The sequence below is a fragment of the Shewanella sp. 30m-14 genome (assembly GCF_052977125.1).
The window spans coordinates 217,151-240,881 of sequence record NZ_JBRILW010000001.1; the positions used below are offsets into that span (position 1 = coordinate 217,151).

Annotated in this window: 23 protein-coding genes; 17 read left to right on the plus strand and 6 right to left on the minus strand. The window is 39.4% G+C overall.

All coding sequences use genetic code 11. From position 1 onward, the window contains the following. Positions 1-171 precede the first annotated feature (171 nt). Positions 172-813 carry a 3'-5' exonuclease gene (locus ACVBIU_RS00965; protein ID WP_447162816.1) on the minus strand — a complete coding sequence of 214 codons (642 nt, stop codon included), beginning with the start codon at positions 811-813 and terminating at the stop codon, positions 172-174. 197 nt (positions 814-1,010) lie between these two features. Here ACVBIU_RS00965 and ACVBIU_RS00970 point away from each other — a divergent pair, with 197 nt between their 5' ends. After that, a complete protein-coding gene (locus ACVBIU_RS00970) occupies positions 1,011-2,156 on the plus strand; it encodes a ribosomal protein uL16 3-hydroxylase (RefSeq protein ID WP_447162815.1) in 1,146 nt (381 codons plus the stop codon). Positions 2,157-2,285: 129 nt separating this feature from the next. On the opposite strand, the gene ACVBIU_RS00975 is transcribed toward ACVBIU_RS00970, so the two are convergent. Then, positions 2,286-3,245: a transporter gene (locus ACVBIU_RS00975; protein ID WP_447162814.1), complete on the minus strand. Its 960-nt coding sequence runs from the start codon at positions 3,243-3,245 to the stop codon at positions 2,286-2,288. Positions 3,246-3,496: 251 nt separating this feature from the next. On the opposite strand from ACVBIU_RS00975, the gene ACVBIU_RS00980 reads away from it, so the two are divergent. Both ACVBIU_RS00980 and ACVBIU_RS00985 read left to right on the plus strand, forming a co-directional pair. Then, entirely contained in the window at positions 3,497-4,018 is a 522-nt protein-coding gene (locus tag ACVBIU_RS00980) for a GreA/GreB family elongation factor (protein ID WP_447162813.1), read from the plus strand. A 204-nt stretch (positions 4,019-4,222) separates the two neighbouring features. Beyond that, entirely contained in the window at positions 4,223-4,591 is a 369-nt protein-coding gene (locus tag ACVBIU_RS00985) for a hypothetical protein (protein ID WP_447159167.1), read from the plus strand. Positions 4,592-4,733: 142 nt separating this feature from the next. On the opposite strand, the gene ACVBIU_RS00990 is transcribed toward ACVBIU_RS00985, so the two are convergent. Continuing rightward, a complete protein-coding gene (locus ACVBIU_RS00990; protein ID WP_447162812.1) occupies positions 4,734-6,272 on the minus strand; it encodes a DUF3612 domain-containing protein in 1,539 nt (512 codons plus the stop codon). A gap of 148 nt (positions 6,273-6,420) precedes the next feature. Here ACVBIU_RS00990 and ACVBIU_RS00995 point away from each other — a divergent pair, with 148 nt between their 5' ends. Together ACVBIU_RS00995 and ACVBIU_RS01000 are read left to right on the plus strand one after the other, a co-directional pair. Next, positions 6,421-6,936, plus strand: coding sequence for a malate synthase (locus tag ACVBIU_RS00995; RefSeq protein ID WP_447159169.1), 516 nt, complete (start codon positions 6,421-6,423; stop codon positions 6,934-6,936). A gap of 208 nt (positions 6,937-7,144) precedes the next feature. Next, complete coding sequence (locus tag ACVBIU_RS01000; protein ID WP_447159170.1) at positions 7,145-8,362, plus strand: RsmB/NOP family class I SAM-dependent RNA methyltransferase; 1,218 nt, start codon at positions 7,145-7,147, stop codon at positions 8,360-8,362. 190 nt (positions 8,363-8,552) lie between these two features. Here ACVBIU_RS01000 and ACVBIU_RS01005 read toward each other — a convergent pair whose 3' ends face one another. From ACVBIU_RS01005 to ACVBIU_RS01015, 3 genes are read right to left on the minus strand one after another with little or no spacing between them, the layout of a single operon-like run. Then, positions 8,553-8,972: a secondary thiamine-phosphate synthase enzyme YjbQ gene (locus tag ACVBIU_RS01005; protein ID WP_447162811.1), complete on the minus strand. Its 420-nt coding sequence runs from the start codon at positions 8,970-8,972 to the stop codon at positions 8,553-8,555. 42 nt (positions 8,973-9,014) lie between these two features. Beyond that, the gene (locus tag ACVBIU_RS01010) at positions 9,015-10,334 is read right to left on the minus strand and encodes an O-antigen ligase family protein (RefSeq protein ID WP_447162810.1); all 1,320 of its coding nucleotides are present in this window, start codon (positions 10,332-10,334) and stop codon (positions 9,015-9,017) included. A gap of 1 nt (position 10,335) precedes the next feature. Further along, a complete protein-coding gene (locus ACVBIU_RS01015) occupies positions 10,336-12,219 on the minus strand; it encodes a sulfatase-like hydrolase/transferase (protein WP_447164935.1) in 1,884 nt (627 codons plus the stop codon). A 725-nt stretch (positions 12,220-12,944) separates the two neighbouring features. Between ACVBIU_RS01015 and ACVBIU_RS01020 the strand changes: the two genes are divergently transcribed. From ACVBIU_RS01020 to ACVBIU_RS01075, 12 genes are all read left to right on the plus strand, one after another. Further along, the gene (locus tag ACVBIU_RS01020; protein WP_447162809.1) at positions 12,945-14,240 is read left to right on the plus strand and encodes a L,D-transpeptidase family protein; all 1,296 of its coding nucleotides are present in this window, start codon (positions 12,945-12,947) and stop codon (positions 14,238-14,240) included. Between the two features lie 41 nt (positions 14,241-14,281). Next, positions 14,282-14,683 carry a helix-turn-helix domain-containing protein gene (locus tag ACVBIU_RS01025; protein WP_447162808.1) on the plus strand — a complete coding sequence of 134 codons (402 nt, stop codon included), beginning with the start codon at positions 14,282-14,284 and terminating at the stop codon, positions 14,681-14,683. A 690-nt stretch (positions 14,684-15,373) separates the two neighbouring features. Continuing rightward, positions 15,374-15,562, plus strand: a complete 189-nt coding sequence (locus ACVBIU_RS01030; RefSeq protein WP_447162807.1) for a Flp family type IVb pilin — start codon at positions 15,374-15,376, stop codon at positions 15,560-15,562. Between the two features lie 70 nt (positions 15,563-15,632). Beyond that, positions 15,633-16,199 carry an A24 family peptidase gene (locus ACVBIU_RS01035; RefSeq protein ID WP_447162806.1) on the plus strand — a complete coding sequence of 189 codons (567 nt, stop codon included), beginning with the start codon at positions 15,633-15,635 and terminating at the stop codon, positions 16,197-16,199. Positions 16,200-16,212: 13 nt separating this feature from the next. After that, the gene (locus ACVBIU_RS01040; RefSeq protein ID WP_447162805.1) at positions 16,213-17,535 is read left to right on the plus strand and encodes an AAA family ATPase; all 1,323 of its coding nucleotides are present in this window, start codon (positions 16,213-16,215) and stop codon (positions 17,533-17,535) included. 29 nt (positions 17,536-17,564) lie between these two features. After that, on the plus strand, positions 17,565-18,383 hold the full coding sequence (gene cpaB, locus ACVBIU_RS01045; RefSeq protein WP_447162804.1) for a Flp pilus assembly protein CpaB: 819 nt from the start codon (positions 17,565-17,567) through the stop codon (positions 18,381-18,383). A 46-nt stretch (positions 18,384-18,429) separates the two neighbouring features. After that, complete coding sequence (locus tag ACVBIU_RS01050) at positions 18,430-19,863, plus strand: type II and III secretion system protein family protein (protein ID WP_447162803.1); 1,434 nt, start codon at positions 18,430-18,432, stop codon at positions 19,861-19,863. 17 nt (positions 19,864-19,880) lie between these two features. Continuing rightward, entirely contained in the window at positions 19,881-20,162 is a 282-nt protein-coding gene (locus ACVBIU_RS01055) for a hypothetical protein (protein WP_447162802.1), read from the plus strand. Between the two features lie 15 nt (positions 20,163-20,177). Next, the gene (locus ACVBIU_RS01060) at positions 20,178-21,491 is read left to right on the plus strand and encodes a pilus assembly protein TadG-related protein (RefSeq protein WP_447162801.1); all 1,314 of its coding nucleotides are present in this window, start codon (positions 20,178-20,180) and stop codon (positions 21,489-21,491) included. A gap of 8 nt (positions 21,492-21,499) precedes the next feature. Next, positions 21,500-21,970 carry a TadE/TadG family type IV pilus assembly protein gene (locus ACVBIU_RS01065; protein WP_447162800.1) on the plus strand — a complete coding sequence of 157 codons (471 nt, stop codon included), beginning with the start codon at positions 21,500-21,502 and terminating at the stop codon, positions 21,968-21,970. Continuing rightward, positions 21,967-22,419 carry a TadE/TadG family type IV pilus assembly protein gene (locus tag ACVBIU_RS01070; protein ID WP_447162799.1) on the plus strand — a complete coding sequence of 151 codons (453 nt, stop codon included), beginning with the start codon at positions 21,967-21,969 and terminating at the stop codon, positions 22,417-22,419. The genes ACVBIU_RS01065 and ACVBIU_RS01070 overlap by 4 nt, the downstream gene beginning before the upstream one ends. A 78-nt stretch (positions 22,420-22,497) precedes the next feature. Beyond that, positions 22,498-23,730 carry an AAA family ATPase gene (locus ACVBIU_RS01075; protein ID WP_447162798.1) on the plus strand — a complete coding sequence of 411 codons (1,233 nt, stop codon included), beginning with the start codon at positions 22,498-22,500 and terminating at the stop codon, positions 23,728-23,730. Position 23,731 lies beyond the last annotated feature (1 nt).

Sequence of the window (23,731 nt, forward strand, 5' to 3'; positions counted from 1 at the left end):
ATAAGTGCTGATTAGGCTCATCGAAGTGATTTGTATCGTTGTGTCTGAAGATGAGAAACACAGTATTAGCTGTAGTCGCTCAAATTAGAGATGACAGTTACCTGTTTTATTACGGTACCTGTCAGCTCTGGTTTGAACTCTGATTAATCAGCTATTTAACAGTGGGAGGGGTTAGCGCTGACGCGCTAAATATTGACTAACACTGGCTTTGCTTTGTTTGCCAATGGCTTGTAATAAGGAAAAGTCAGGTCGCTTGATCTGGTATTTTGAGTGTAAATCTTCAAGCATGGCTAACCACAGGTCGGCGGTCATCTCACTATCAGCTAAAGCACGGTGAAATACACCATCATGTTGGATGTTTTTATAATGGATTAAACTGCCAAGTTTATGATTGGGTGCGTCTTGATACAACCGACGAGCAATTAACATTGAGCAGGCAAATTGACCAGGATAATGACAGCCAACCCGTTGTAGTTCCGCATCCAAAAAGCGTTGATCGAATGAGGCATTGTGGGCGACGAGATTGTAGCTACCGATGAAGTCTGCAAATTGCGTCATCACAGTTTCGCAAGCATCCGCGTCACTCAACATCTCATTACTGATCCCGGTGTAATTTTCGATAAAGCCACTGACTCTAAAACCAGGGTTCATGAGTTGTTGGAACCTATCAATGACTTTACCATCTTTTAGCATGACGGCACCGATTTCAATTGCTCGGTCACCTTGAGTAGGAGATAGACCTGTTGTTTCAAAGTCGAGCACGATAACGGTGTCGGCAGGCTGAATTGGGCGTGAGAGAGTTATATTGGCCAAGTTGAATCATCATCAAAAATGTTTGCTCGCTATTGTATTGATCCTCAATAGACAGTCAATCAAGTTATTACTCAGTTTCAAGCTTTGGGCTGATTAGCCCAATAGCTGTACAAATTAAGCATGTTTTCATGATCTACCCGAGATTTTTTGTTGGGCTTTTTTGGTAGCATTCACACAAATTTTAGTGAGTATGCAACATGCAATTAGATATAAACGGCTTAACCCCAGAGCAGTTTCTTAAAGAATACTGGCAAAAGAAACCATTAGTGATCCGCCAAGGATTTAAAAACTTTCAAGATCTGTTGTCTCCAGATGAGATGGCGGGCCTTGCGTGCGATGAAATGGTGGAATCTCGCAGAGTGTATCAACAAGATGGCAACTGGCAGGCTGAGTTTGGGCCTTTTGAGTCTTATGAACACTTAGGTGAAACAGATTGGACTTTAATTGTTCAGGCGCTTAATAACTGGGTTCCAGCAGCTGAAGATTTACTAAAATGTTTCGACTTTATTCCACGTTGGCGTTTAGATGACGTTATGGTCAGTTATGCTGTTCCGGGTGGTGGAGTCGGTCCGCATATCGACCTATATGATGTATTTATCTGTCAAGGCTCGGGTCGTCGTAGATGGCGAGTAGGAGACATAGGGCCACATAAAGAGTTTGCGGCGCATCCGGCTTTGCTACACACCGAAGCATTTGAACCTATCATTGATGTTGAATTGCTACCTGGCGATATTCTTTATTTGCCACCGGGGTTTCCTCACGATGGTGTCACTTTAGAGCCTTCAATGAGTTTCTCAGTTGGTTACCGTACGGCTTCTGCAAAGGATATGGTGAGTGCACTTGCCGATCACCTCATTGATAAAGAGATGGGCGCACAGCAAATTCGCGATCCTGAGCGCAGCTTAAGCCAGCATTCTGGTTTGATAGATGAGCAAGACTTAGTCCGAATTAAGCAGCAGCTTATAGAAACCTTGGATGATACCTTGATCAGTGAGTTTAGTGGCCGTTATTTGACTCAATCTAAGTGCGAATTGGATTTACCTGAAGGCCCACTTGGTTTTGATGTTGAAGATATTAAGGCTATTATTGAAGAGCAACCCCTTAACCGCTTAGGCGGCCTGCGTTGTCTGTATTTTTCAGCAACCTTAGCGGCAGGTGTCATGTATCTCAATGGCGAGCAAATCCAGTTTAGTGTAGGCAAACCTGGACTAATTGAAACTCTTTGTAATAAGCCAATGTTAACGTTAGATGACATCTCAAACTGGCTGGAAGACAAAGAAGTTATGGAACTGCTGACTCAGTGGGTTAATGCCGGTTTTTGGTACTTTGATGACGTTGAATAACGGCTATTGAGTATTGCTTCTTGAATACAGCGGACGGAGCGAATATTCAGGCAGCAGAATGAATGACAATCAATAAAGCTCAGTAGTATTGGGTTACTGAGCTTTATTTTTAGGATAGACATTCAGCCTTTAAAATCGGTATTGCCACAGAGCACCAAAGGTATCAAAATCGTTTCCTACCTCAGTGATAACACCTGTATTGGCGTACAATTTAACACTGTGCTGCAAAGTAATAGGAAAAGAGTAAGTCACTCCAAAACGCGAATTACGTTGTTCATCTAACGATTCGATTTTATCTCTACTCGTCTCGCCACCAAAAAATAGGTTGCCATTGACCGAGAGCCAATGACCAGAATTGAAATTGTAGATAAGATGCCCTTGGAGTGTATATTGGGGCGCTTGTTCTAAAGTCACATTGCTAATATATTGATTATTATCACCGTATAGTCGAACGGAGGCGATCAAATCATAATACCAGTTACCAAGTTTATGCGACATTCCCACCCCAGGCCTCAATACCCAGCGATTACTGCCCGCATTTAATAACCTCGCAGGATCATAGCTTCCAATAGGCAAGCTAATTTGAACACTTGTGCCAATAACGATCCCTTGTTTCCAACTCGCAAAATCCTTAGCCTGTAATGCAGGAGCGCCATAAAAATTCCAAGTAAGTCGCATCGTAGGATCGCCATATCCACAACGATCGGCTGTTAATTGTTCATTATTATATGTTGCGCTGCCCTTATAACAGACTCGTGTCGTAGACATATCGAATTTTGCAGAGCTACCAGCCAAAGCAAAGCTATGGGCATAGCCAACTACCGCTGCATTAATGGTTAAGTTGGCGTCAGTTATTGGTGCCGATGGCGCAGGAGATAGCTCGCCTTGAGAATGCACCATGCCAGCGGCGATAAAGTTCATACCAATAGGAATATTGGTATAGCTGCGAGGCTCTAAATCTTGCGCTGCACAATAGGAGGTAAAGAGAGTGATTGTTAATATGAACCCTGTAAAGCGCCCACGCACGAAAGTGCAGCGCTGTGCGCTAGGCCTTAGATTATCAGTGTTATTGTGTTGATCCTTTACCAATCTTATTCCTTTAAATCGACTAGGCGAGGTGGATATATGACTCCAGGCGACTTCCTGTTTGCTCAGTTGATGACTATTGCTGCTTTTAGACTAAGTTAGCGAGTTTACAGGGATTATCAAGCGGCAATATAGAATAAAAATGAATTTAATCTCAGTTTTTGTTGTATGAGTTTGTTAATCTAAGTGTAGTCTGTGCTTTTTACTCAAGGTAACAAAACGTGTTATCAATTAATAAGTTAAATGTACGAATAATGGCAGCATTAGAAAGTGCCTATGCTAGTGCTATAGTTGCTGCAAATCGTGCCCATGAAACAGCAACGGGCAGTGAAAGTGTTGCAGAGAATAAATATGATACATTTGGCTTAGAGGCTTCATACCTTGCTCACGGGCAATCAATGCGTGCGGCGCAGTGCAAAGCGGATTTAGAAGCATTTAAGCACCTTTTCGCCAGTATTACTGGTTTTGATATGCCAGATGATATTGTCAGCAGTGGGCTAGCTAATGAAGTGCGCTCTAAACTGGATTGCAATAAACAACGGCAAGTTAGTCTAGGGCGAGTTGTTGTGTTAATTGATGACGATGACAAACGTCAATATTTGTTTGTAGGGCCAAGTGCTGGTGGCTTAAAGATAGAATTCGATGGCCTATTGGTGATGATAGTGACGCCAGCATCCCCCTTAGGCGCTGCTATGATGAATAAACCGCAGGGCGAAGAGTTTAGTTTGACTCTTGGTGAAACTAAACGTTATTTTGAAATCGTCAGTGTAATGTGACTATTGGTGTGGTCTGACTGAGCTTTTTCCTTGAATATATGATTAAATTCAATATTTAAGTTGGTTTAATATTTAGGTGACTTGAATGTTTTGGTTACTTTAGCATTGGCGTAACTTGAGTACAGGCGTAAGCGTGTAATCAACATTTCTATTAAAATGCTCTAGTCACCATATACAAAATAACTTTTAGAAACAGGAACAACCATGACAAGACCGAGTTCAAATATGGCCTTATCACTGCTTTTGATAGTATGCGCGGGGCTTACGGGCTGCAATACTGCAAATCACGGCTCGTTTGTGACAAAAACCTATCAGGACAAAAAATTAACTGACACCTTGGTCAATCTTGGACCCGTATTAGGGCAAAGTTGCCAAACTCAATTTTTATACCTATTGCCTTTGGGTGACAGCGTTTCATCTCCCGATGCGATTGCAGCTGCAAAGAGTGCTATTAAAGGCACTGCTATTTTAACGGATGTCACGATAGACGATACGTTATCAATTGGTTTCGGTTATTCCGAGCAGTGTATTAATGTTCAGGGGATAGCATACGGAACTATCGTTGGTTCTTAAAAATGACGCTGACATTAAATGAAGCTGACATTGAAATAGGCTTATAAACTCGATAAAAGTATTGTTGCCAACAGCTGACAAATATAATTAACAGCTGTTGGCAAGGTTAACTTACTCAAGGGTAGATAGTGTCAAAGTTATATCAATCCTCTTCGAGGCAAAGTGACTTTCCAGCCTCATAACAGCTCGGTTGCCTTGGGCAAACTGCGCCTCTTGCACAAATTAGGCGTGCATCGTTTTCGATACCTCGCTCAATCCAGTTAATGTTCAAAATTTTTGCAACACTCATTAGATCTTTCTTAATATTAACAGGCATCTCTACCGACCCACCATTTGCTGCGCAAGACTGTTTTAAATCCGCCGCAATCGAAGCAGCATCGCCACCCTGAGCATCAATTGCAGGGTTGAGATCGATTCCTGCACACAACACGTGATTATTGCCCGCCATATCTTCTACTTTTATAGATTCACAGCAGTAAATTCTTGGCTCATCAGCGACGTCGAGAATTGAAATTTGCGCAGATGTGCCTACTTTTGGCTCATTGATCATTCTAAACACTGCCCAATGTTGGCAGGGATCTTCAACTAACCTCATATTGCCCCAAGGCAGCGGGATCCCATTGCCTCGATAAACCGCTTTTAACTTACCCGGTGCATAAGCATCGAAATAGTGCCAGTGGGGGTAGGGTGATACAACGGTCATTCTTCGCATGGCTACTGAAGCCGAAACACCCATAAGTTTGTTTACGTTGATCTCATAACCATGGCGATCAAGCAACTGCCTAAAGGGGACTTTGGGGCAAAGCAATGCACCGGCAAAGAAACTCGACTCGAAATCACGCCATGCATGTAATATATCTTGTGCATTAAGCGTGGATGAAGCTGGTGTAGGCTGCTCACCATGTGATGCTGTATGGCGTCTACCTGCAGTTAAGACACACTTTAAGCCATCTTTATTGTGTAATACGCAATGGCCTATATGCACGGCAAGGTCATACTTAAGCCGTGTTGGAAATGACTTAAGCATTTTATTTAAATGGATTGTAGAAGGCGGCTCGAAAAAAGAGGTGACGACGTGAGCCGTACTGACGCCCATTTCATCGACAACCTCTTGGGGTGTTCTATCCACCCATTTAAGCTTTAATCCTAGTGATTTAGCGATATCTTTTAAATCATCTAAGGCCAGTGGTAGGCGCTTGTGGCCAACCTCTTCCGCTGCTCGTTCTAAATCTGGAAAGTGATTTTGATGGTGCTCTTGATGAGCTCGGATCAAAAGGTGGGCAAATTCTCTGCCAGTGGTGCCGGTTTGCGATAACATTTCAGGGATCGCAATTTGTAAAATATCATTAGAAAAAAGGAAACTTGGCTCTAATGCCATGCCACTAATTCCACCTCTACGTCCCTTATCTGGTGTAATCGCATCATCTTCAGGGACATCATCGAGAAACCAATCGACCTCTTTTTGAAACACTGCAGCGATGACGGCAAGCATGCCTGAACTTGGGACTCTTTTTCCTCGCTCAATCATAGATAAATATGACACAGACGGTGCAGAATCTGGGTCGACACGAACACAACGAGCGGAAAGATCTTCCATGGTGAGATGGTTTCGCTTCCTTAAGTTTCTTATCTTTGTACCCAAAAAATGTGACTTTCTGATCAAGCTTTGATTGTTTTTCATCTTGTAAAATTCACAGTGTAAAATTTTTATTGTGAAATTGTAATGAAAATTGCACTAGACTACAAATCAAGCAATCGAAAAACGTATTATTTTTGATTACGACTGAAACGGATAACGACCCACGATTAACACGTAAGAGGATAGGGCCATGGATATATCAACAATTAATAGTACTCAAGTAAATCAGAATAACAATTTTATTGGTGCCGATCTTGTTGATGTGAATGTCGTCGAACTGGCGTCTAGCGATACAACGGCCCCCTGTGCAAAAGCATTTTTAGATGCAAAATTCCCTTTAGCGAAAGGCTCCCATAAAAATGCATGTAGTTATGTAATCTACTATCAGCAACTGCTCGTTTTTATGGCGGATGGAAGCCAAACGGGTTTACGCCAACCAAAGCAGTTTGTTGCGTTAAATGGTCACAAAAGTGAGCCAACGGCTATCTTGTTACAAGATAATGGCACTCATGTTGAGCTGAGTTTTGATAGAAAAAATGAGACAGCCAGCCAAGATTTAGCCAACATTAAAGATATCCAGCTTGAAGGTCACGATTATTGGATAAGCTTAATTAATATTGAAAATACTGCAACAACATCTGTTACACGAAAGCTTGTACGCGAATTCACGGCAAAAGATGGCAGCGATTATCAAGTAAAAAGCTAACTTGTGCAGATAGTTTCAAAGAGATAAGTTTATTTAGCCGCTGCCTTGTGTAGCGGCTTCTATCTGTTATAGGTGTAGTAGATTGTTTAAAAATGTGTGAGTTATCCCTCTGCTTATTTTAAATTCATGCTTTTCGAAGGGCTTAGCTTGCGTATTGGCTACTTTGCTCCTATGATCGCAGCGTTTTCTTTTCAGGGTAACTTTTTTAATGTTGAAATCTCCGCTTTCTCCTAGCTCAAATGAACTTGTGATCAGTATTCTCGATCTGGTTTTATCTGACGGTAAACCGTTAGACCGCGCCTATTCTCAGCATTTTTCGGGTCTAAAACTAGAGCCAACTGAACAAGGTCGTATTACCTTTGTCGTTGGAGATATTCTGAGAAGACTGAACCTATACTGCTATCTTTCTGATGTAAAACCAGAAGAGATGGCACGCTTGGGCACTCGCTTATTAAACGTATGGCACCTATTTAATGAATTACCTTTGCCGAAAATGCAGTATGCATTACAGGTAGATGCGAGTGAGCTGGCTTCACGTATTGAGTCTGCCAAGCAGCAACCAGTGTTATGGGATGGTTGCCCTGACTGGCTAAATGAGATGGGCCAGAAGCAGATGGGAGAGGCCTGGGCAGCAGAAAGAGCCGCGCTAAATAAACCTGCAAAGCGTTTTATACGTACTAATACTTTAAAATGTACGCGCGAAGAGCTCGCCAATTCATTGCGTAAAGAAGGTGTACAAACGGTTAATGTTGAGGGGGTTGATACCGCTTTAGAGGTGACGTCTGATTCTGCACTGTTTAGAACCGAAACGTTTAAAAAAGGTTGGTTTGAGCAGCAAGATGCGGGTTCACAGCTAGTTGCGTTAGCACTTGATGCAAAACCTGGTATGCGAGTTGTTGATGCTTGCGCAGGCGCTGGTGGTAAGACATTATCTATATCTGCACAGATGCAAGGTAAGGGACGATTACTGGCCATGGACGTAGAACAGTGGAAACTCGATAACCTAAAGCAACGTGCACGCAGGGCTGGTGCTCATAACGTTGAAACTCGAATTATTGCCAGTAGTAAAACCATTAAACGCTTAAAGCTGACCGCAGATAGAGTGTTATTAGATGTGCCATGTTCTGGTCTGGGGGTTTTGAAGCGTAATCCCGATGCAAAGTGGCGTGATACCCCAGAGCGTTTACCGGTACTTGTAGAACTTCAAAAGCATATTCTACAAAGTTATAGCCGTATGGTAAAAGTGGGTGGCATGTTAGTTTATGCGACCTGTTCTATTATGCCTGAGGAAAATCGCGATCAAGTGGATGCCTTTCTTGCCGAAAATAAGCATTTTAGATTCATCGAAGATGAGACTATTAGTCCGGCTAAAACCGGTTTTGACGGTTTCTATTTAGCAAAGCTTGAGCGTATTGCAGAGGCTTAATGATCAGCCGGGTACAGTAATACAAAAAAGAGCACTTACGTGCTCTTTTTTGTGGAGTGATGTTTTAGCAACGCCAACGTTCATTTATCGAATGGATAACGCTTGTATGCAAAATGCTTAAGTTAGCCGTCTTAATACATTAACAATCTAGCTGGTTACTTGTTTTGTCATCCATATGGTTTTAGACAGCTTATTCACCATTTAGCGTAATAAGGATTCGTCTACTTCCCCCATTATCTCGATGTTCGCCTAAATATACACCTTGCCAAGTACCCAAATTAAATCGACCATTTGTTACTGGAATCGTCACCGAAACCCCTAAAAGGCTAGCTTTAAGGTGGGCTGGCATATCGTCATCCCCTTCATAAGTATGAGTGTAATAAGGCGCATTTTCTGGAGCTAATCGATTGATATATGATTCGAAATCCAATCTTACACTAGGATCTGCGTTTTCATTAAGAGTGAGAGATGCTGAGGTATGTTGAAGTAAAATATGTATAACTCCAATTTTGATGTGTGATAGCTCGGAAATTGATCGCTCTAACTCCTGAGTGATCAAATGAAAACCGCGAGGTCGAGCTTGTAGGTTGATTTGTTTTTGTAGCCACATAACGATAGTTCTTTGTAGACAGTTATGCCGTGTATTGTATACCTAGTTTGTTGCCGATGGCGTAGTGTTTTGAGTTTGTACCGCTTTAGCGAGTAAGACTGCAGACGCGAGTATTAGGTAATATAAAGGCTGAGCGTGATAAAAAGTACCATCAACAAGACCATGAATGGATAAGCTTACAATAACAATTAACGCGATAGTAGATTCGAGTTTAGAACCTGTCGTGTTAGTCCATAGCTGCTTCATTGCTGTTTTAAGTATCCTGTAATATAAGTAAGCTATCAGCGCTCCGCCAATGATCCCGTAGGTGATAAGCAGTTGTAATATTACGTTGTGAGGCTGTAATCCAAACATATGATCTGGATGAAACCTGTAACCCTCAGGACCTAATCCAAACCAAGGGGTTTCAGTTATTGCAATAATTGTTTGAGTCCAGATGGCAATTCTATTAGACGACAATTTATTCAAGCCTTCCTCAACATTATTGAGTTCTATAGAGGTAAAAAATCGACCTGGCCCATTCCAGTTAAAAATAGAAACCCAATCGGCCAGAAATATTGAGCAGATAATTAGTATGACTATAAAAATTAGATGCTTAAGCACTAATTGCCGTTGATACAGTAAGTAAGCGATATAAATTGAGAGGGTAGAAAAATAAGCAATAACTGAGCCTCTACCGCCTAACCAAATAAGCAGCGCTAGATTGACCATATAGACAATACTGATGGCTACTTTGATTGAGAGATTTCGCTGCTGAATCTGAAGTAGATAAACAGACAATATAGAGGTACTAGCACAGCAAAGATATCCTAGGTATCTGATATTGCAAGCGAAAGGAACTGATAAAGTGTTTTCATACAGTGTTGATGGAAAGCCTGTGATCTGCATGATTACAAAAATAGTGGCAATAAAGTAAATGGTACCTGCAATCGCATTAAAACAGCTTAATATACTGTAACGGTATTGAATTAGGCTATAGGTTAACGTTGCACAAAACAAAAGGTGAATGCCTGTAAATAATACTGAAAAACTCACAATGGTGTATTGAATGTCATTTGCTTTATTTGGAAAGTTAATGAATGTAGAGGCAAGCAAACTCATTAACAATAATGAGCCAATTACAGCGAATTTAGGTGCGATTGAAATTTGCTGATGTGAGCAGTGTTTTTGATATTGTGTAACACGTAAGAATAGATAAAGAACAATAAATATTAGCTCAAACTTTGCAACGGTAAAGGCCACAACAAAGGGAGCGGATCCACCGATTAATGTTATTGCGATTGTTATGGATATAAGTAGAGTTTTAAAGATGGTCACTATTGGAGGGCAAGATAAGAAGGGTACCGATCTGATAATACTCATATTATCTGCCGCTATAAAAGGAGTTTGCTTGATTGCACATCAAGTGTGGGTCAAAGCCTGGGTCTCCGGCATAATGCCGACAAAGTGCAGTTAACATCGGCATCCAGTCAAAATCACCATCATAAGTTTTTTCGGTATAAATTTTGTTTTTGGTAATATCAAGTAACACTAAGTCTTTGTAATTAGGGAGCATAGTTAACTGCCAGTTTTGAAAGTACACAGCACGCTGCTTCTTTTTAATTAACTCTTTGTAGTTAGCGAGCTTCATATAAGCTCTGCCATCTCCTCGAAGTTCGTAATGAGAACCGGTTTCAGACATAACCTCTTTTTTATCAATAAAGCTTTTGTTGATAGATTTTACCGGAAGTGATGACTCAACAAAAATGAATCTGTTATCTTGAATGTTTGTCTGCTCATCAGGTAATGGCAGGCCATCTAAATTAGCGAGTTGAGTAGAGGCGCCCCCCATTTCAGAGAGTATACTCGGAACGATATCGACTAATGAATAAGTTCCCTCTAAAGCATTGGGTGTAGTTACCACCTTGTCATTTTTGAACTTCATCTTAGCCATTAATATGTGAGATTGTTGTTGATCTAAGATGTTTGTACCGTGCCCCCAGGACTTAGTATTTGGGATAGAAGATTTAGACATCTGAATGGGGGAATGTTGTGCTTGATTAAAGCTCTCCCCATGATCAGAGATAATGTAGACAACAGCGTTTTTTAACCGGCCTGTAGTCTTAAGCTTGGTAAACATATCATGGAGTTGGTTATCCATATTTTTAAGCATTTGTTTATACATGTAATGATTATAATTGCCATCCCAATGCTCATTGGGTTCAGAAATAAAGTTTTTAGAAGTATATGGCCAATGAAGCTGACAGTAATGCAACGCTAAAAAATTCGGTTTGCTAGTAGATAAACCTCTGATAACGCTATTGTTGAATGAGGTAGGGGAGTAAGCTTTACCGTAAGCTCGATTGTTATAAAGGTAGGGGAGCAAAAAAGATCCATACGGGTGCTGTAAAAGAATATTCAAAAATGGTAAATCGCCAAAACCACTGATAATGGCATCAGCCACACCGATTTTTGGACCAACTACGGTATCAAAACCATAACCATAATCGATTTGATTAAATCGGCGCTCATCAATAGCATAAGAAGTATGATACCCCTCTGATTTAAAGTGCTCAATGACTGGAAGGTGCTTATCGACGACCTCAGGTGGTGCTAGATTAAACCTTACGCCATTATTAATTGGGTATTTTCCTGTTAATAAGCTCATCCATGCTACGTAAGTGCGTCCCTGGGGCGTGTAAGCATTTTTATAAACGATACTGTTTTCTAGTTGGTTATTTAAAAAGGGAGAAAGGTTTTTATCGCCGCCAAAAATGGCCAAATGGTCTGGCCTTAAACCATCGACCCCTACAATTATAATGTTAGGGCTAGACTGAAGAGTTTGATGTTTATCTGATGAGATCAGGAGTGGCGCTATGAAAAACAATATTAACAATGTTGACGTTGTCAGCACTGTTATCTTAGTGCAAAGGCTTAACCAACCTCTGAAAAATAAAAATAACAATGTGATCGCCATAGTCAACAACATTATCGGCTGGGATAAAAAGCTACTCCTTAAGTATGATGTTAAAGAGGTTGGGTAGAGATAGGAGCAAACGGCTACAACGAACGTAATGTTAGCGGTAACGATAATTAACCAATACAAATCTTTCTGAGTCGTACTTTTTAGTTTTAGAACGGGAGAAATGGTTGATATGACGATAAAAACAGACCAAATAATTAAAGTTATCAATAATACTAAAATAAAATAAATTAAATCAAAGAGTAAGCCGCTACTAGATAGAAAGTTATTATCTATGTTACTCATTGTGCTTGCCAGTGAAAGAACAGAGTAATGTTGAATTGACGCTTTAAAGTTAAAAGTTAATATTACAAAAAGTAGTAAGGTCGCAAAGGTCCTCAACAAGACACGTAGACTATAAGGGGGGGGATTCAACTTTTTATTAGTCATTATTAGTCGGGATGTCCTCTATGACTTTACGTGTATGTATAGGATACTTTCCTTTTAACCCCATAAGGTCTTGCTCTTGAGACGCGGGCCAGTCACCCAAAATCAAATATCGTTCTACCAAAGTAGACCCTGAAGGGTTATCAGATTTTATCGCTGCGGCTATTTCATAGCTTTGCCACATAGCAGAAGTATTTACTAGTATTAGTACACCAAGCACAATACTTAATGCAAACGATGTGAAATCGTAGTTGAGAATACCAAGTTTCAATTGAATATCTCTCTTTAATTAATAATGATTCAATTATCGTGACTTTAGCTATGCCACACATTATTAAAGTATAGAAGAGTTTTTAAGTGAAGTAGAAAATTAAGAAGAAAAATTTTGTGCTCTGCACACGTAAACGAAGCTTTTTGGCTAAGTCATAAAATTATTCGTTTATTTATTTGTAAATCATACTGTTTATGTACTAAAACTATTAGATATTCGCATGGATGTTGATAAACAAAATAAAGTTGCAGTAGCCTTTATTTGTCAGTTATGGACGAGATTTTCAATAATACTTATGAAAATGGACATTTAATTGGCCACTAAATCAGTCACTAAATATGTTTTTTTCGCCATAAACCTGTCTATATGGCTTGCGATCACGCCTGCTGTGGTTGCAAGCACAGAAAGTGATGAAGGGCGTCTATTAGAGCTAAAAGCATTGGCTGCAGATATGGGAGTGGCTAAGAGTTCACTTGTACGAAAAAATTATGAAGAAACTCTAGCATTACTCAATAGTGAAATTTTTCATGATGCTGAGGATGTTAATTTTGACGCCTCACTTTATCAGCAAGCTATAAACAGCAAAGAGATCAACAATGTTAGGCTCAAAATCAATGAGTACAGTGATTATGCTCGCTATCAATGGCCTAAGATTAATTTTATAGAACTTAAGCTAGGTTACAGACACCAAGAGGTGGCTAAATTACGCTGGGTTCTTGCTCAATTAGGTGATATTAAGCCTTACTCATTAACGGCATATCGAGAGCGTATTGTTGATCCATCTCTCGAGCTCGGCATAAAACGATTTCAACGTCGACATGGCTGTGAGGCCACTGGGAAGTTAGATAAGCGGACATTAGATTACTTAAATACAGTGCCAACAGCCAGAGTTGAACAGTTGCAGATGACATTAAAAAACTTAATCGTTACAACAACTAGTGCTCACGAGTATGTAGAAGTCAACCTTGCTGAGTTTATGCTACGAGTCAAAAAAGGAGGAGTTGAACAATTATCCATGCCGGTTATTGTTGGTAGCTTATCAAACAGTACCCCTTTACTTAGGACTTATGTTAGCAGAATAACCATTAATCCTGATTGGACTCCACCATATAGCATCATTGCTAATGAACTTAGCGCGACAGTCTCTAAATCGCCGGATTACATTAAAAATAATGGTTTTGTCTTTAAGAACCGAAACGGTGAAATCGCTGATGTGGACTTGGACAATATAGATATAAAATCATTTAGGGAAAACCTAAAGAGATACAAGTTAGTTCAATTGCCAGGTCATAGAAATGCACTTGGCAAGTACCGTTTCTCCATCCCTAATAAACACTCAATATATTTACATGATACTCCAAATAAAGTCTTATTTAATAGACAGAATAGAGCGCTAAGTCATGGATGTATAAGATTGTCAGAATCAGCCGTTTTTGCAAAGTACTTGATAGATAGCGAAACTGATGTAGTGAAAAATAAATTTTATAAATCAATTAACCGAAAAAGTACCTCGTATTTTAGATTGAATCAAAAAATCCCCATATATATTGTGTCTAACTCTGTTTGGGTAGACAAAGAAGGTCTGTTGCAAATTAGAGATAACTTTTAGTAGTTACACATTTGAAGGTTGATTGAATTGAGGTGTTGAATATGGATAGCTTATGTTATGACAATAAGACATTAGTAAAATTGATTAGAAAAGAAAAAAACGCCAGGATGAAGCTTAAGTTATTGGCTGTACTACACTTTCAAGACGGCAAATCAAGGTATAAAATTGCTGATTACCTTAAAGTTAGTCGAACGAGCGTTAATCGTTGGATTACTAATTATCTTTCATCTGGATTAGAAGGCTTAAAAGAAAAACCGCACTCAGGTAGACCCAGCATCTTGTCGAGTAAGCAACTCGAACAAGTTAAAAGCTATATCAACAACCAAGCTAAACGAGAAAGTAATGATAAAGTGACTGGCGGAGATGTTAAAAGGTTTATAGAAAAAAACTTCGGCATTAAGTATGAGATCTCAAGTATCTATAAAATGATGGAGCGCCTTTAATTTTATTTAATTTTATTTCCAACCAAAAATGTCAATTCAATTTATGTCCCGTTAAGTCAATAAAAACGTAAACAAAAAACAAACAGTAACCTGATGCACATCTCTTCTATATCTCATTTGTTAATGATACCCGCTATCCTAGTCTCACTGACTACTTATATTTTATAAATATCCAATAGTGAATATTTAGAGTTAATGCTTCACTATTTATAATACAGTGTGTTACATGACTAGGTAACATTTACAGTCGATATAATTGGAAAAATTTTATGGTCTGTTTTCACATTGTGGCTACTTTTTTTTAAGAAGTTATTAGCTCTGTAGCTTTGTGGTATCAACTGAAATATGACTCATTTTGAGAGTTAGCAACCCACATTACAGATGTTTAAACTCAAGATTTGGTTTTTGTTGAAGTATTATGCTGAGAATCGCGATTAAAATGATACTCATTATCGCAACCCGCTCTCTCGCTTCTATGACAATACTGGCTGATTTCGCCGCTGATAGATTTTAACTAGATCAGTAAATTATTCAAGGTAGAGGTAAGGTGATCCCTTTGCTACTTTTATAAGTAGCGTTACGCGGGGAGTAAATCAGACTTGCTACCGTAACGATAAATAATTACCCATTCAGCTAATGACTTTTTTGGTTATGGATTGCGGTAATGAAAACTTTATGGTGGAGATTATTATGGATGTTAAAAGTTTACTAAAAGATTTCATTGAAGATGAAAGCGGTCTAACTGCCGTTGAATACGCTATTGCAGGCGGATTAGTTGTTGGTGGGATGATCGCTGCATTCAGTGAGTTGGGCGATAATGCAACAAGTAGGATTGAATGTTTGGCATCTGCAGTTAATGGTGATAGTACCAACTGTTAGGTTAAGTGCTATTGATAAAGGTTACTTAAGTGTTTCAATAGTAATCTTTATCAAGTTTCAAGAGGTACCTATGAACAATCATCAACTTTTTTTTCAGGTAATGGCTTCCGGTATTTTCTTTTTAACCGCTATAGTAATTGATTTAACGAAACAAAAAATACCAAACTGGCTTTGTATTATTACGATTTTCTGTGGTTTTGTAATCAATAGTTATTTTGCTCATTTAAATGGTTTACTAATTTCTTTTCTTGGGTTCTCTTTAGCATTTATCGTGCTGTTCCCTACATTTATTCTAAAGGTCCTTGGTGCCGGTGATATTAAATTGATGATGGGTATTGGGGCTTTAATGGGGCCAACACTGTTAATGTGGAGTATTGTTTACGGCATTGTAGCTGGGGCATTAACGAGCCTATTACTTATTTTATGGAAAACTGGATTTAGTGGTTGTTATAAAACACTAAAAAGATACTGGGATTGTTTTTATTTAAGAACGTATTTTAAACCTGAAGCTGATGAAGCTGCAGGACAAAGAGTTCCTTACGCTCCGGCGTTAGCAATCGGTTGGTTATGGGCTTGTTCGGTTAACCCTGAAATTAGTCATCTCTATTCTACAGTTAGCCAATCCTTGATCTCATAGGAAGTTGGAAAACATGACTCCTACTAAAAATAATACTCAAGATACAAAAGTACTTTCTATAGATAGTTTAACTAATGCGTTTGCAAGCAATTTAGCACCTCGCCCGATCAATATAGAGCAAACAGGTTTAAGTGAATCACTACTCCTAGACTTAATGACAAAACACCTTTTATCGTCTGGTGTGTTAACTAAAGAGTTGCTCACTAAGTTGATGGGAGTGACCGGTGGCATCATTCAACAGCTACTTGATTCAGCAAAAACCTTAGCATGGGTTGAAAATAGACAAACTACAGCCGATGGACAGATGCGTTATGCATTAAGCTTAGGAGGTGAAACTCATGCAAAGCAAGCCCTATCTAGGAATGGATATGTTGGTCTAGCTCCTATTCCACTTAATCAATATTCACGTGTATGTAAGGCGCAATCAAGCCGAGCCAATCCAATTACTTTCGAAATGTTAGAGAAAGGCTTATCGGCACTAGTATTACCAAAAGATCTTCTGTTTAAAATTGGTCCGGCAATGAACTCGAGTCGTCCTGTTTTAATTTATGGACCTCCTGGCACAGGAAAAAGTTATCTCTGCCGACATTTAAATTTAACCTTAGGCGATTCAGTTCTTATTCCGTATGCATTAGCCATTGGTAATGAAGTCATTCAAGTTTTTGATCCTGAATTACATCATAAAGTTAAAAAGGAAGACATTAATACTTTAAAGCTGGCAGAAGGCAATGACCCCCGGTGGTTAAGGTGTGAAAGGCCATTGCGAATTACGGGGGGGGAGTTAACCGCGGAGATGCTTGAAGTGCAGTTTGATAGTCATAGTCGCACTTATATGGCTCCACTGCAATTAAAGGCGAATAACGGAATTTTATTATTAGATGATTTAGGTCGTCAAAAAATTAGTGCTAAACAGTTATTCAACCGCTGGATTATCCCAATGGAAGAGAGAAGAGATTTCTTGAGTCTGCAATCTGGTGAGCATTTTGAAATACCTTTTGAACTTATTCTTTTATTTTCTACTAACCTTGATCCCAAAGAGTTAGTTGATGAAGCTTTTTTAAGGCGTCTTGGCTATAAAATTCATTTTGATGCTTTGGACGAAGAGTTATATAGAAAGATATGGTTCCAGGTGTGTAACGATTTAAATTTAAGTTGTACTGAAGAAGTTTTTCAATACCTATTGATTGAATACCATAAGCGTTATAGCAAACCCTTGATCCCTTGCTATCCGCGTGACTTACTTGGAATTATGTCAGATCAAATAAGCTTTATGGAGTTTGAACCTGTAATCACTCCGTCTCTGGTTGATTCTGCTTGGTCTATATATTTTGTATAATATTTTTTGAGTTGAATTAGGAGCGACAAATGAATAATAAAACGGTCTTATTTGTCATTTTGTCTTTAGTGTTTGGGGTAACAGCTGTTTATCTGGCGCAAAACTGGCTTAAAACAAACACAAAAAATGAAACGTTAGGGACAACATCAAATGTCATCACTATGGTTACAGAGGTTCCTTTAGGCACCATTATAGAAAGAAAACACCTTGCATTAACCCCTGTGCCTGAAAACTTAGTACCAAAAGGTGCAATCTTGGAGATTGCTGAGGCTGAAGGTCAAGTTGTTAAGCATCGGTTATATCAAGGGGAAGTATTACGTAAAGAGCGCATAACCCCTAAAGGAGAAGGGAGTACCTTAGCCAGTTTGATTACTCCTTCAATGCGTGCAGTGACCATACGTGTAAATGATGTTGTTGGTGTGGCAGGTTTTCTTCTTCCAGGTAACAGAGTCGACATCATCAACATCATCACAAGTGGTGGTCTAAGAACCGACATTGTCCTTTCAAATGTTAAGATTTTAGCGATTGATCAACGTGCTTCTAATGATGAAAACAAGCCCGTATTAGTCCGAGCTGTAACGCTAGAGCTCAGCCTAGAGCAAGCAGAAACATTAATGATAGCAAGAAGTCGTGGCTCTCTGCAGTTAGCCCTACGAAATCCAAATGATACAGCTGTAATTGAGCTTGCAGATATAGAAGCAGAGCAAAGTAACACTTCAGAATTATCGTTAGATAATAGTGCTCCACCAGTGAACGTTGCTCAGGTCACCACTGAAAAAAGTAATGATAAAGAAAAAGTACTATTGCTTAAAGGGATGAATGAACAAGAGATTAAAATTGAAAATTAATATTAGTTAACAACAAACATAAGATTCATGTTTTAAGGAGATTAACATGTCATTTATTCGCCATTGCAAAATTGTTTGTTTGTTAGCAATGTTGTTTGCCTCATTTGTTAATGCTGGAGGGCCTACGGCAGGAATAAGAAATGATGTTCAAGTTATACCCATTTTTAAGTCACGGGTATTGATGTTAAGCGGTCCTGTACACCGAGTTTCTGTAGGTAATCCGAGTATTGCTGATATCAAATTACTACCAAATAATGAACTTTATATATTAGGTAAGCAGTTAGGCAGTACTAATATTATGATTTGGGATAAAAATGAGCAGTTATCAAGGATCATGGATATAGAAGTCACACATGATTTAAATGGCTTAAAGACCCGTTTGCATCAGTTTTTACCGACTGAAGAATTAGGCGTACAGACTTCACAAGGACAACTTTTACTCAGTGGACAAGCTTCTAATCTACAAAAAATGAATACTGCAGTAGAACTTGCTCAAGGATATGCTGAAGCTGCTGCTGGAGGGCGAGCACCTAGCAAAGTACTGAATATGATGACGGTAGGTGGAGATCATCAAGTAATGCTAGAGGTGGTTGTTGCCGAGGTACAAAGAAATGTAGCAAGGCAGTTTGATTCTAAGTTTTTAATTTTTAATCAGGGGTCAAATCTATCTGGTGGTATTGTCGGTGGTGGCGGTTTTGATCCTGGCAGTATCGGTGGCGTGAGTGGTAAAGGTATTTTTGCGCAATACATTAATGGCGATTTACTAATGAATTTTGCACTCGATGTCGCTAAACAAAATGGCTTAGCAAAAGTGTTAGCTGAGCCCAATGTTACTGCAATGAGTGGCCAAGCTGCAGAGTTTTTGTCTGGCGGAGAGTTCCCCATTCCTGTGCCTGGTGAAAATGGTAACACTACCATTGAGTACCGTGACTATGGTGTTGGGGTAAAATTTGTACCCACAGTCTTAGATTCAGGGCAAATCAATCTCAATCTTAATGTAGTTGTAAGTGAAGTCAGTACGGCGAACGGTTTTTCAATTTCTGGTAATACCTCAACATCATTGGTTGTTCCCTCACTGGTTAAGCGCAGTACCGCCACTACGGTTGAGTTGGCGGACGGTCAAACAATTGCGATTAGCGGACTGATCAGTGACACACTTAGAGAGAACATAGACAAACTTCCGGGAATAGGCGATGTCCCTGTACTAGGGCAATTGTTTACGAGTAAGAGTTTTCAAAGTGGTCAAAGTGAGTTAGTCATTTTAGTCACCCCTAGACTTGTTAGAGCGTTTAACCGTAAAGATATTTCCTTACCCACTGATGGGTTTGTATTACCGTCAGATGTCGAATTCTACTTGTTAGGCAAGCTTTCACATAAAGAGAAAAGTGCAGATGCCAATGAGACCCTTTATGAGCCTGCTACATCAGATGCAAAGCTAGATGACACCGGTACTCAGCAAAAGTACGGTCATTCACTTTGATATGAGGAGAACTCCTAATGAAATTTTTGAACAATAATGGTTATTTTGTTGTAATTTCTTTTGTACTTATCAACATCAATGGTTGTACAAAAATCAATGACTTCCCTATGGGAGAGAGCCATTACCAGATAAAGCAGGTACAAATACTCGATCCAGAAGCAGCAGAAAGAAATGACGGTATTATACTTACTCTTGACGGTAACTACGGACGTAAGGTGATGCAATCCTACCGAGCTAGTTCTGTTTCGCCACAAACCGCTAAGAGTATAGGCTCTGTTACTGGTGGTAGTTCGAATTAATTAGAGGCTACAGTTATGGCTGGCAAGAGTTCTAATTTATTTTCATCTCAACTATTCTGTAAAAAACAGTCTGGCGCAATAATTGTCATGTTCACCATTGGGTTATTTGCAATTGTTGCTGTTGCGGCATTAGCAATTGATAGTAGTCATATGTTGCTCAATAAAGGGCGGCTTCAAAATGCAGTTGACTCAGCAGCGTTAAGTGCTGCAAAAAAACTCCAGGACGGCGGTACTCTTACTGAAGCAAGACAAACAGTCGTTGCTATATTAGCCCAGAACTTTAACCATAGTGAAAACAACGAAATACAGGATGTTGTCACACTTTCGACCCCTGATTATGGTGCCACGCAAGTGACAGAACATGTCAGTATTGAGTTTTCTGAAACCCCAGATCCTTTTGTCCCAGGCGCTGATGAAACTTATGAGTTTGTGAGGGTCAGTGTAGAAGATGTCGCATTAGATAACTTTTTGGCTCAAATCTTTAATTTCGATAAAAAAGTCAGAGCGTCAGCTGTAGCAGGTAGAAGCACTGACATTGAGTGCTTGAATAAAGTCGTACCATTACTTGTTTGTGGTGATATGTCTAAGCCGACCGATTATGGGATGACCCACGGTGGGCTTCATGTCATGAAAATAGGATCCAAACAAAAGCCTACCGATCCTGATATTACCCTGGGTCCAGGTAATTTCCAGCTATTAGATTTAGGTGGCCCTGGTGGTAAAGGGATTGAACAGGGGTTAGCTGGTGAGTATTCACCTGGTGCATGTGTAGGTGTCGGTCAAACTGTACCAACGCAACCTGGCAATAAAGTCGGCCCTGTAGCGAGTGGCTTAAATACCAGATTTGGAGAGTGGCCAAATGGGAATAAGTTGAACTCAACAGATCACCCAAGAGATCTAAATACCTGTGAAGGTGATAAATTATTAGTTGACGGAAACGCAAGTATTACCAATCCTACGGCGCAGTATTACAGTTATGCAGCATATTACGGGCAAGACGCGAGTGAAAACCCTGTATCTCACGATAAGTATTGTAAAACAGGTAATATATTAGACCCTTCTACTACGACTAAGGCTGATAGAAGAAAACTACCTGTGGTTATTGGAGATTGCACTGGTAAGGTAAATGGTAAAAATGTCGTCACAGTTAAGTCAATTGGGTGTTTTTTTCTAACTCAAAAAGTTGAACATACTGGTAATACCTCAATCATCATCGGTGAGTATATTTCTGAGTGTGGCTCATCAGGTAATGCCTCATTAGACCCTGATTTTAATAGTGATAACTTTACTATTGTCTTGTACCGTGACCCAGATAGTCCTGACTCATAGGGGGCATTATGTTTTATAAAAAGCAGCAGGGTATAGCCGTTATTGAGTTTACCTTGGTTCTCCCCATATTAGTGTTGATTATTTTTGTCACGGTAGAGATTGGACGGCTATTATTTCAATACAGTGAGTTAACTCGAATGGCTAGAAGCGCTGGTCGTTTTATATCCAATACCGCAATTGTTAATACTACTGGTAATTTGCCTGATGTATTATCCGATGTAAATTGTGACTTTTGCATTACAAAAATGAAGCGAGTGCTGTTAAGTGGCGATACGATAAATACATCATCTAACCTTGACGGACTTTCTGCCACTGACATTACTGTTACTGAGTACCCTGCAGATAGTGGAATCTTAGTCGTAAATGTTAGCTATGATTGGACACCGCTTTTTGCAGAGAAACTGAATACACTCTCTTTTGGTAATGATATTGATCTCAGCTTTAATTTAAACGCAAGTTATGCGGTTACTGCTTTATGAAAAAACAAGCAATGAAAAAACAACGTGGTGTTTATGTTATCGAGTTTACTCTCGTCGCGGCTGTTTTTTTTGTGTTGCTGTTTGCGGCTATTGAGTTTGGCAGATTATTGTTTACCTATAATGTGCTTCATGAAGCATCTAGAAGGGCTGCGAGACTCGCAAGCGTATGTCAGGTTAGTAGTGATATAAACTCTATTTCTCTTTTTAATGATGCCGCTATTCTCCCAAATTTGAGCGCAAGCAATTTAACCATAAGTTATTTAGCCTACGACGGTACTGTTGCAACTGGCATTGATATCGATCTTGTAAGGGCTGAAATTAATAACTACCAGCACCAGTTTTTAGTACCTGGACTATATCGGACAATTAACTCCCCGACTTTTTCTACCACATTACCTCGTGAAAGCCTTGGTGTATTTAAAGGAGGAACAACAGATTGTAGTTTATAAGAAAAATATAAAAACAATGTAGGAATATTGTCTATAGTCAATATAGCGATAAAAAATTTAAGGGAGGTAAGGTGCAAAATGGATAAGTCGCTTGAGCTATGTGTCTCTAATAATAACCAAGAGCAACAAAAACCAATGCATATAAGTTTACCTTTTCCTATTGAGGCGATTGTTGTCAGTAATGGAGTTCAATCTCTAGATTGGCTAAAACAAAGCTTGTTATATATTGATAACTTGAAAGCCAAAGCATCTTGTTATTTGGAACCCTATTTAGCACAAGAACAAAACCAGTTTAATTTAGTGATTTTGTTGTTGCCTAATGACGAGGCTGAGGCGCAAACGGCATTAGCTTATGCATCAAATTTTGACTGTGATATCGTTTTAATCGGTGTAAATACTCCTCAAAATATTTTACGCCTTGCTTTTCAATACGAAGTCACTGACTTTGTGCCATACGGTGTTCCTAGTGACGAACTTCTTACATCAATAACAAAAATATCTAACCGTTTGGTTGAACAGGCAGACTTAGCGCCTGTTATCGCAGTGCTTAATGGTAAGTCGGGCTCTGGTGCAAGTTTTATATGTGCAAGTTTGGCTGATATTGTCGCGCAAAAAAGTGGCAGTGATGTTGCCATGTTGGACTTAGATCTTCATCAAGGCACGCTGTCCCATATGCTAGGGCGCGACTCAAAATATTCGGTTTGTGATGTTTTAAGCTCAATTCAGGAACTTGATGAAGTCGCTTTGAAAAGTACCATGACTAAGAAGGGGAATTTAAGCTTACTTGCTGCTAAGCCATTTGAGCTTTTAATGTTAGAGAAAAAAGTCGACTTTACACAAATTAAAGGCCTTATCTGGAAGTATCGTCATTTTTATAAGCAAGTGATTTTAGATTTTTCAAGAGGACCGGAGGAATGGAACTATGAACTTCTTTCTGACGCGACTATTTTATTGATCACCCAGCAAAATATTATGCACCTTCAGCAAACGAAGGAGCTTGTTGCTCAATTGACGAAAGAGTTAGGGATTTCAATTGATAGCATTCATTTAGTGGTTAATCGCTACGATAAGCATTCTAGTATATCGCTTTCAGATATTAAAGAGGCGATCGGAGTTGAGAGCATTGCAACCATTGTTAATGATTATAAGTTATCAAGCGAATGTGTTGAGTTGGGAAAACCAATTACTGAATTGGCAAAAAAGCAAAAAATTGTACTCGATATAACATACTTAGCAGATAAGTTTTTACCTAGTAGCCAACAAGAAAATGACAACAAGAAAGGGTTTTGGAAACGGATATTAGGGGGGTAAT

Bases quoted from the DNA above. Each gene is read 5' to 3' on its own strand.
- ACVBIU_RS00970 (WP_447162815.1), top strand. From the start codon at position 1,011: ATGCAATTAGATATAAACGGCTTAACCCCAGAGCAGTTTCTTAAAGAA.
- ACVBIU_RS00980 (WP_447162813.1), top strand. From the start codon at position 3,497: ATGGCAGCATTAGAAAGTGCCTATGCTAGTGCTATAGTTGCTGCAAAT.
- ACVBIU_RS00985 (WP_447159167.1), top strand. From the start codon at position 4,223: ATGACAAGACCGAGTTCAAATATGGCCTTATCACTGCTTTTGATAGTA.
- ACVBIU_RS00990 (WP_447162812.1), bottom strand. From the start codon at position 6,272: ATGAAAAACAATCAAAGCTTGATCAGAAAGTCACATTTTTTGGGTACA.
- ACVBIU_RS00995 (WP_447159169.1), top strand. From the start codon at position 6,421: ATGGATATATCAACAATTAATAGTACTCAAGTAAATCAGAATAACAAT.
- ACVBIU_RS01000 (WP_447159170.1), top strand. From the start codon at position 7,145: ATGTTGAAATCTCCGCTTTCTCCTAGCTCAAATGAACTTGTGATCAGT.
- ACVBIU_RS01005 (WP_447162811.1), bottom strand. From the start codon at position 8,972: ATGTGGCTACAAAAACAAATCAACCTACAAGCTCGACCTCGCGGTTTT.
- ACVBIU_RS01010 (WP_447162810.1), bottom strand. From the start codon at position 10,334: ATGAGTATTATCAGATCGGTACCCTTCTTATCTTGCCCTCCAATAGTG.
- ACVBIU_RS01015 (WP_447164935.1), bottom strand. From the start codon at position 12,219: ATGAGTAACATAGATAATAACTTTCTATCTAGTAGCGGCTTACTCTTT.
- ACVBIU_RS01025 (WP_447162808.1), top strand. From the start codon at position 14,282: ATGGATAGCTTATGTTATGACAATAAGACATTAGTAAAATTGATTAGA.
- ACVBIU_RS01030 (WP_447162807.1), top strand. From the start codon at position 15,374: ATGGATGTTAAAAGTTTACTAAAAGATTTCATTGAAGATGAAAGCGGT.
- ACVBIU_RS01035 (WP_447162806.1), top strand. From the start codon at position 15,633: ATGAACAATCATCAACTTTTTTTTCAGGTAATGGCTTCCGGTATTTTC.
- ACVBIU_RS01040 (WP_447162805.1), top strand. From the start codon at position 16,213: ATGACTCCTACTAAAAATAATACTCAAGATACAAAAGTACTTTCTATA.
- cpaB (WP_447162804.1), top strand. From the start codon at position 17,565: ATGAATAATAAAACGGTCTTATTTGTCATTTTGTCTTTAGTGTTTGGG.
- ACVBIU_RS01050 (WP_447162803.1), top strand. From the start codon at position 18,430: ATGTCATTTATTCGCCATTGCAAAATTGTTTGTTTGTTAGCAATGTTG.
- ACVBIU_RS01055 (WP_447162802.1), top strand. From the start codon at position 19,881: ATGAAATTTTTGAACAATAATGGTTATTTTGTTGTAATTTCTTTTGTA.
- ACVBIU_RS01060 (WP_447162801.1), top strand. From the start codon at position 20,178: ATGGCTGGCAAGAGTTCTAATTTATTTTCATCTCAACTATTCTGTAAA.
- ACVBIU_RS01065 (WP_447162800.1), top strand. From the start codon at position 21,500: ATGTTTTATAAAAAGCAGCAGGGTATAGCCGTTATTGAGTTTACCTTG.
- ACVBIU_RS01070 (WP_447162799.1), top strand. From the start codon at position 21,967: ATGAAAAAACAAGCAATGAAAAAACAACGTGGTGTTTATGTTATCGAG.
- ACVBIU_RS01075 (WP_447162798.1), top strand. From the start codon at position 22,498: ATGGATAAGTCGCTTGAGCTATGTGTCTCTAATAATAACCAAGAGCAA.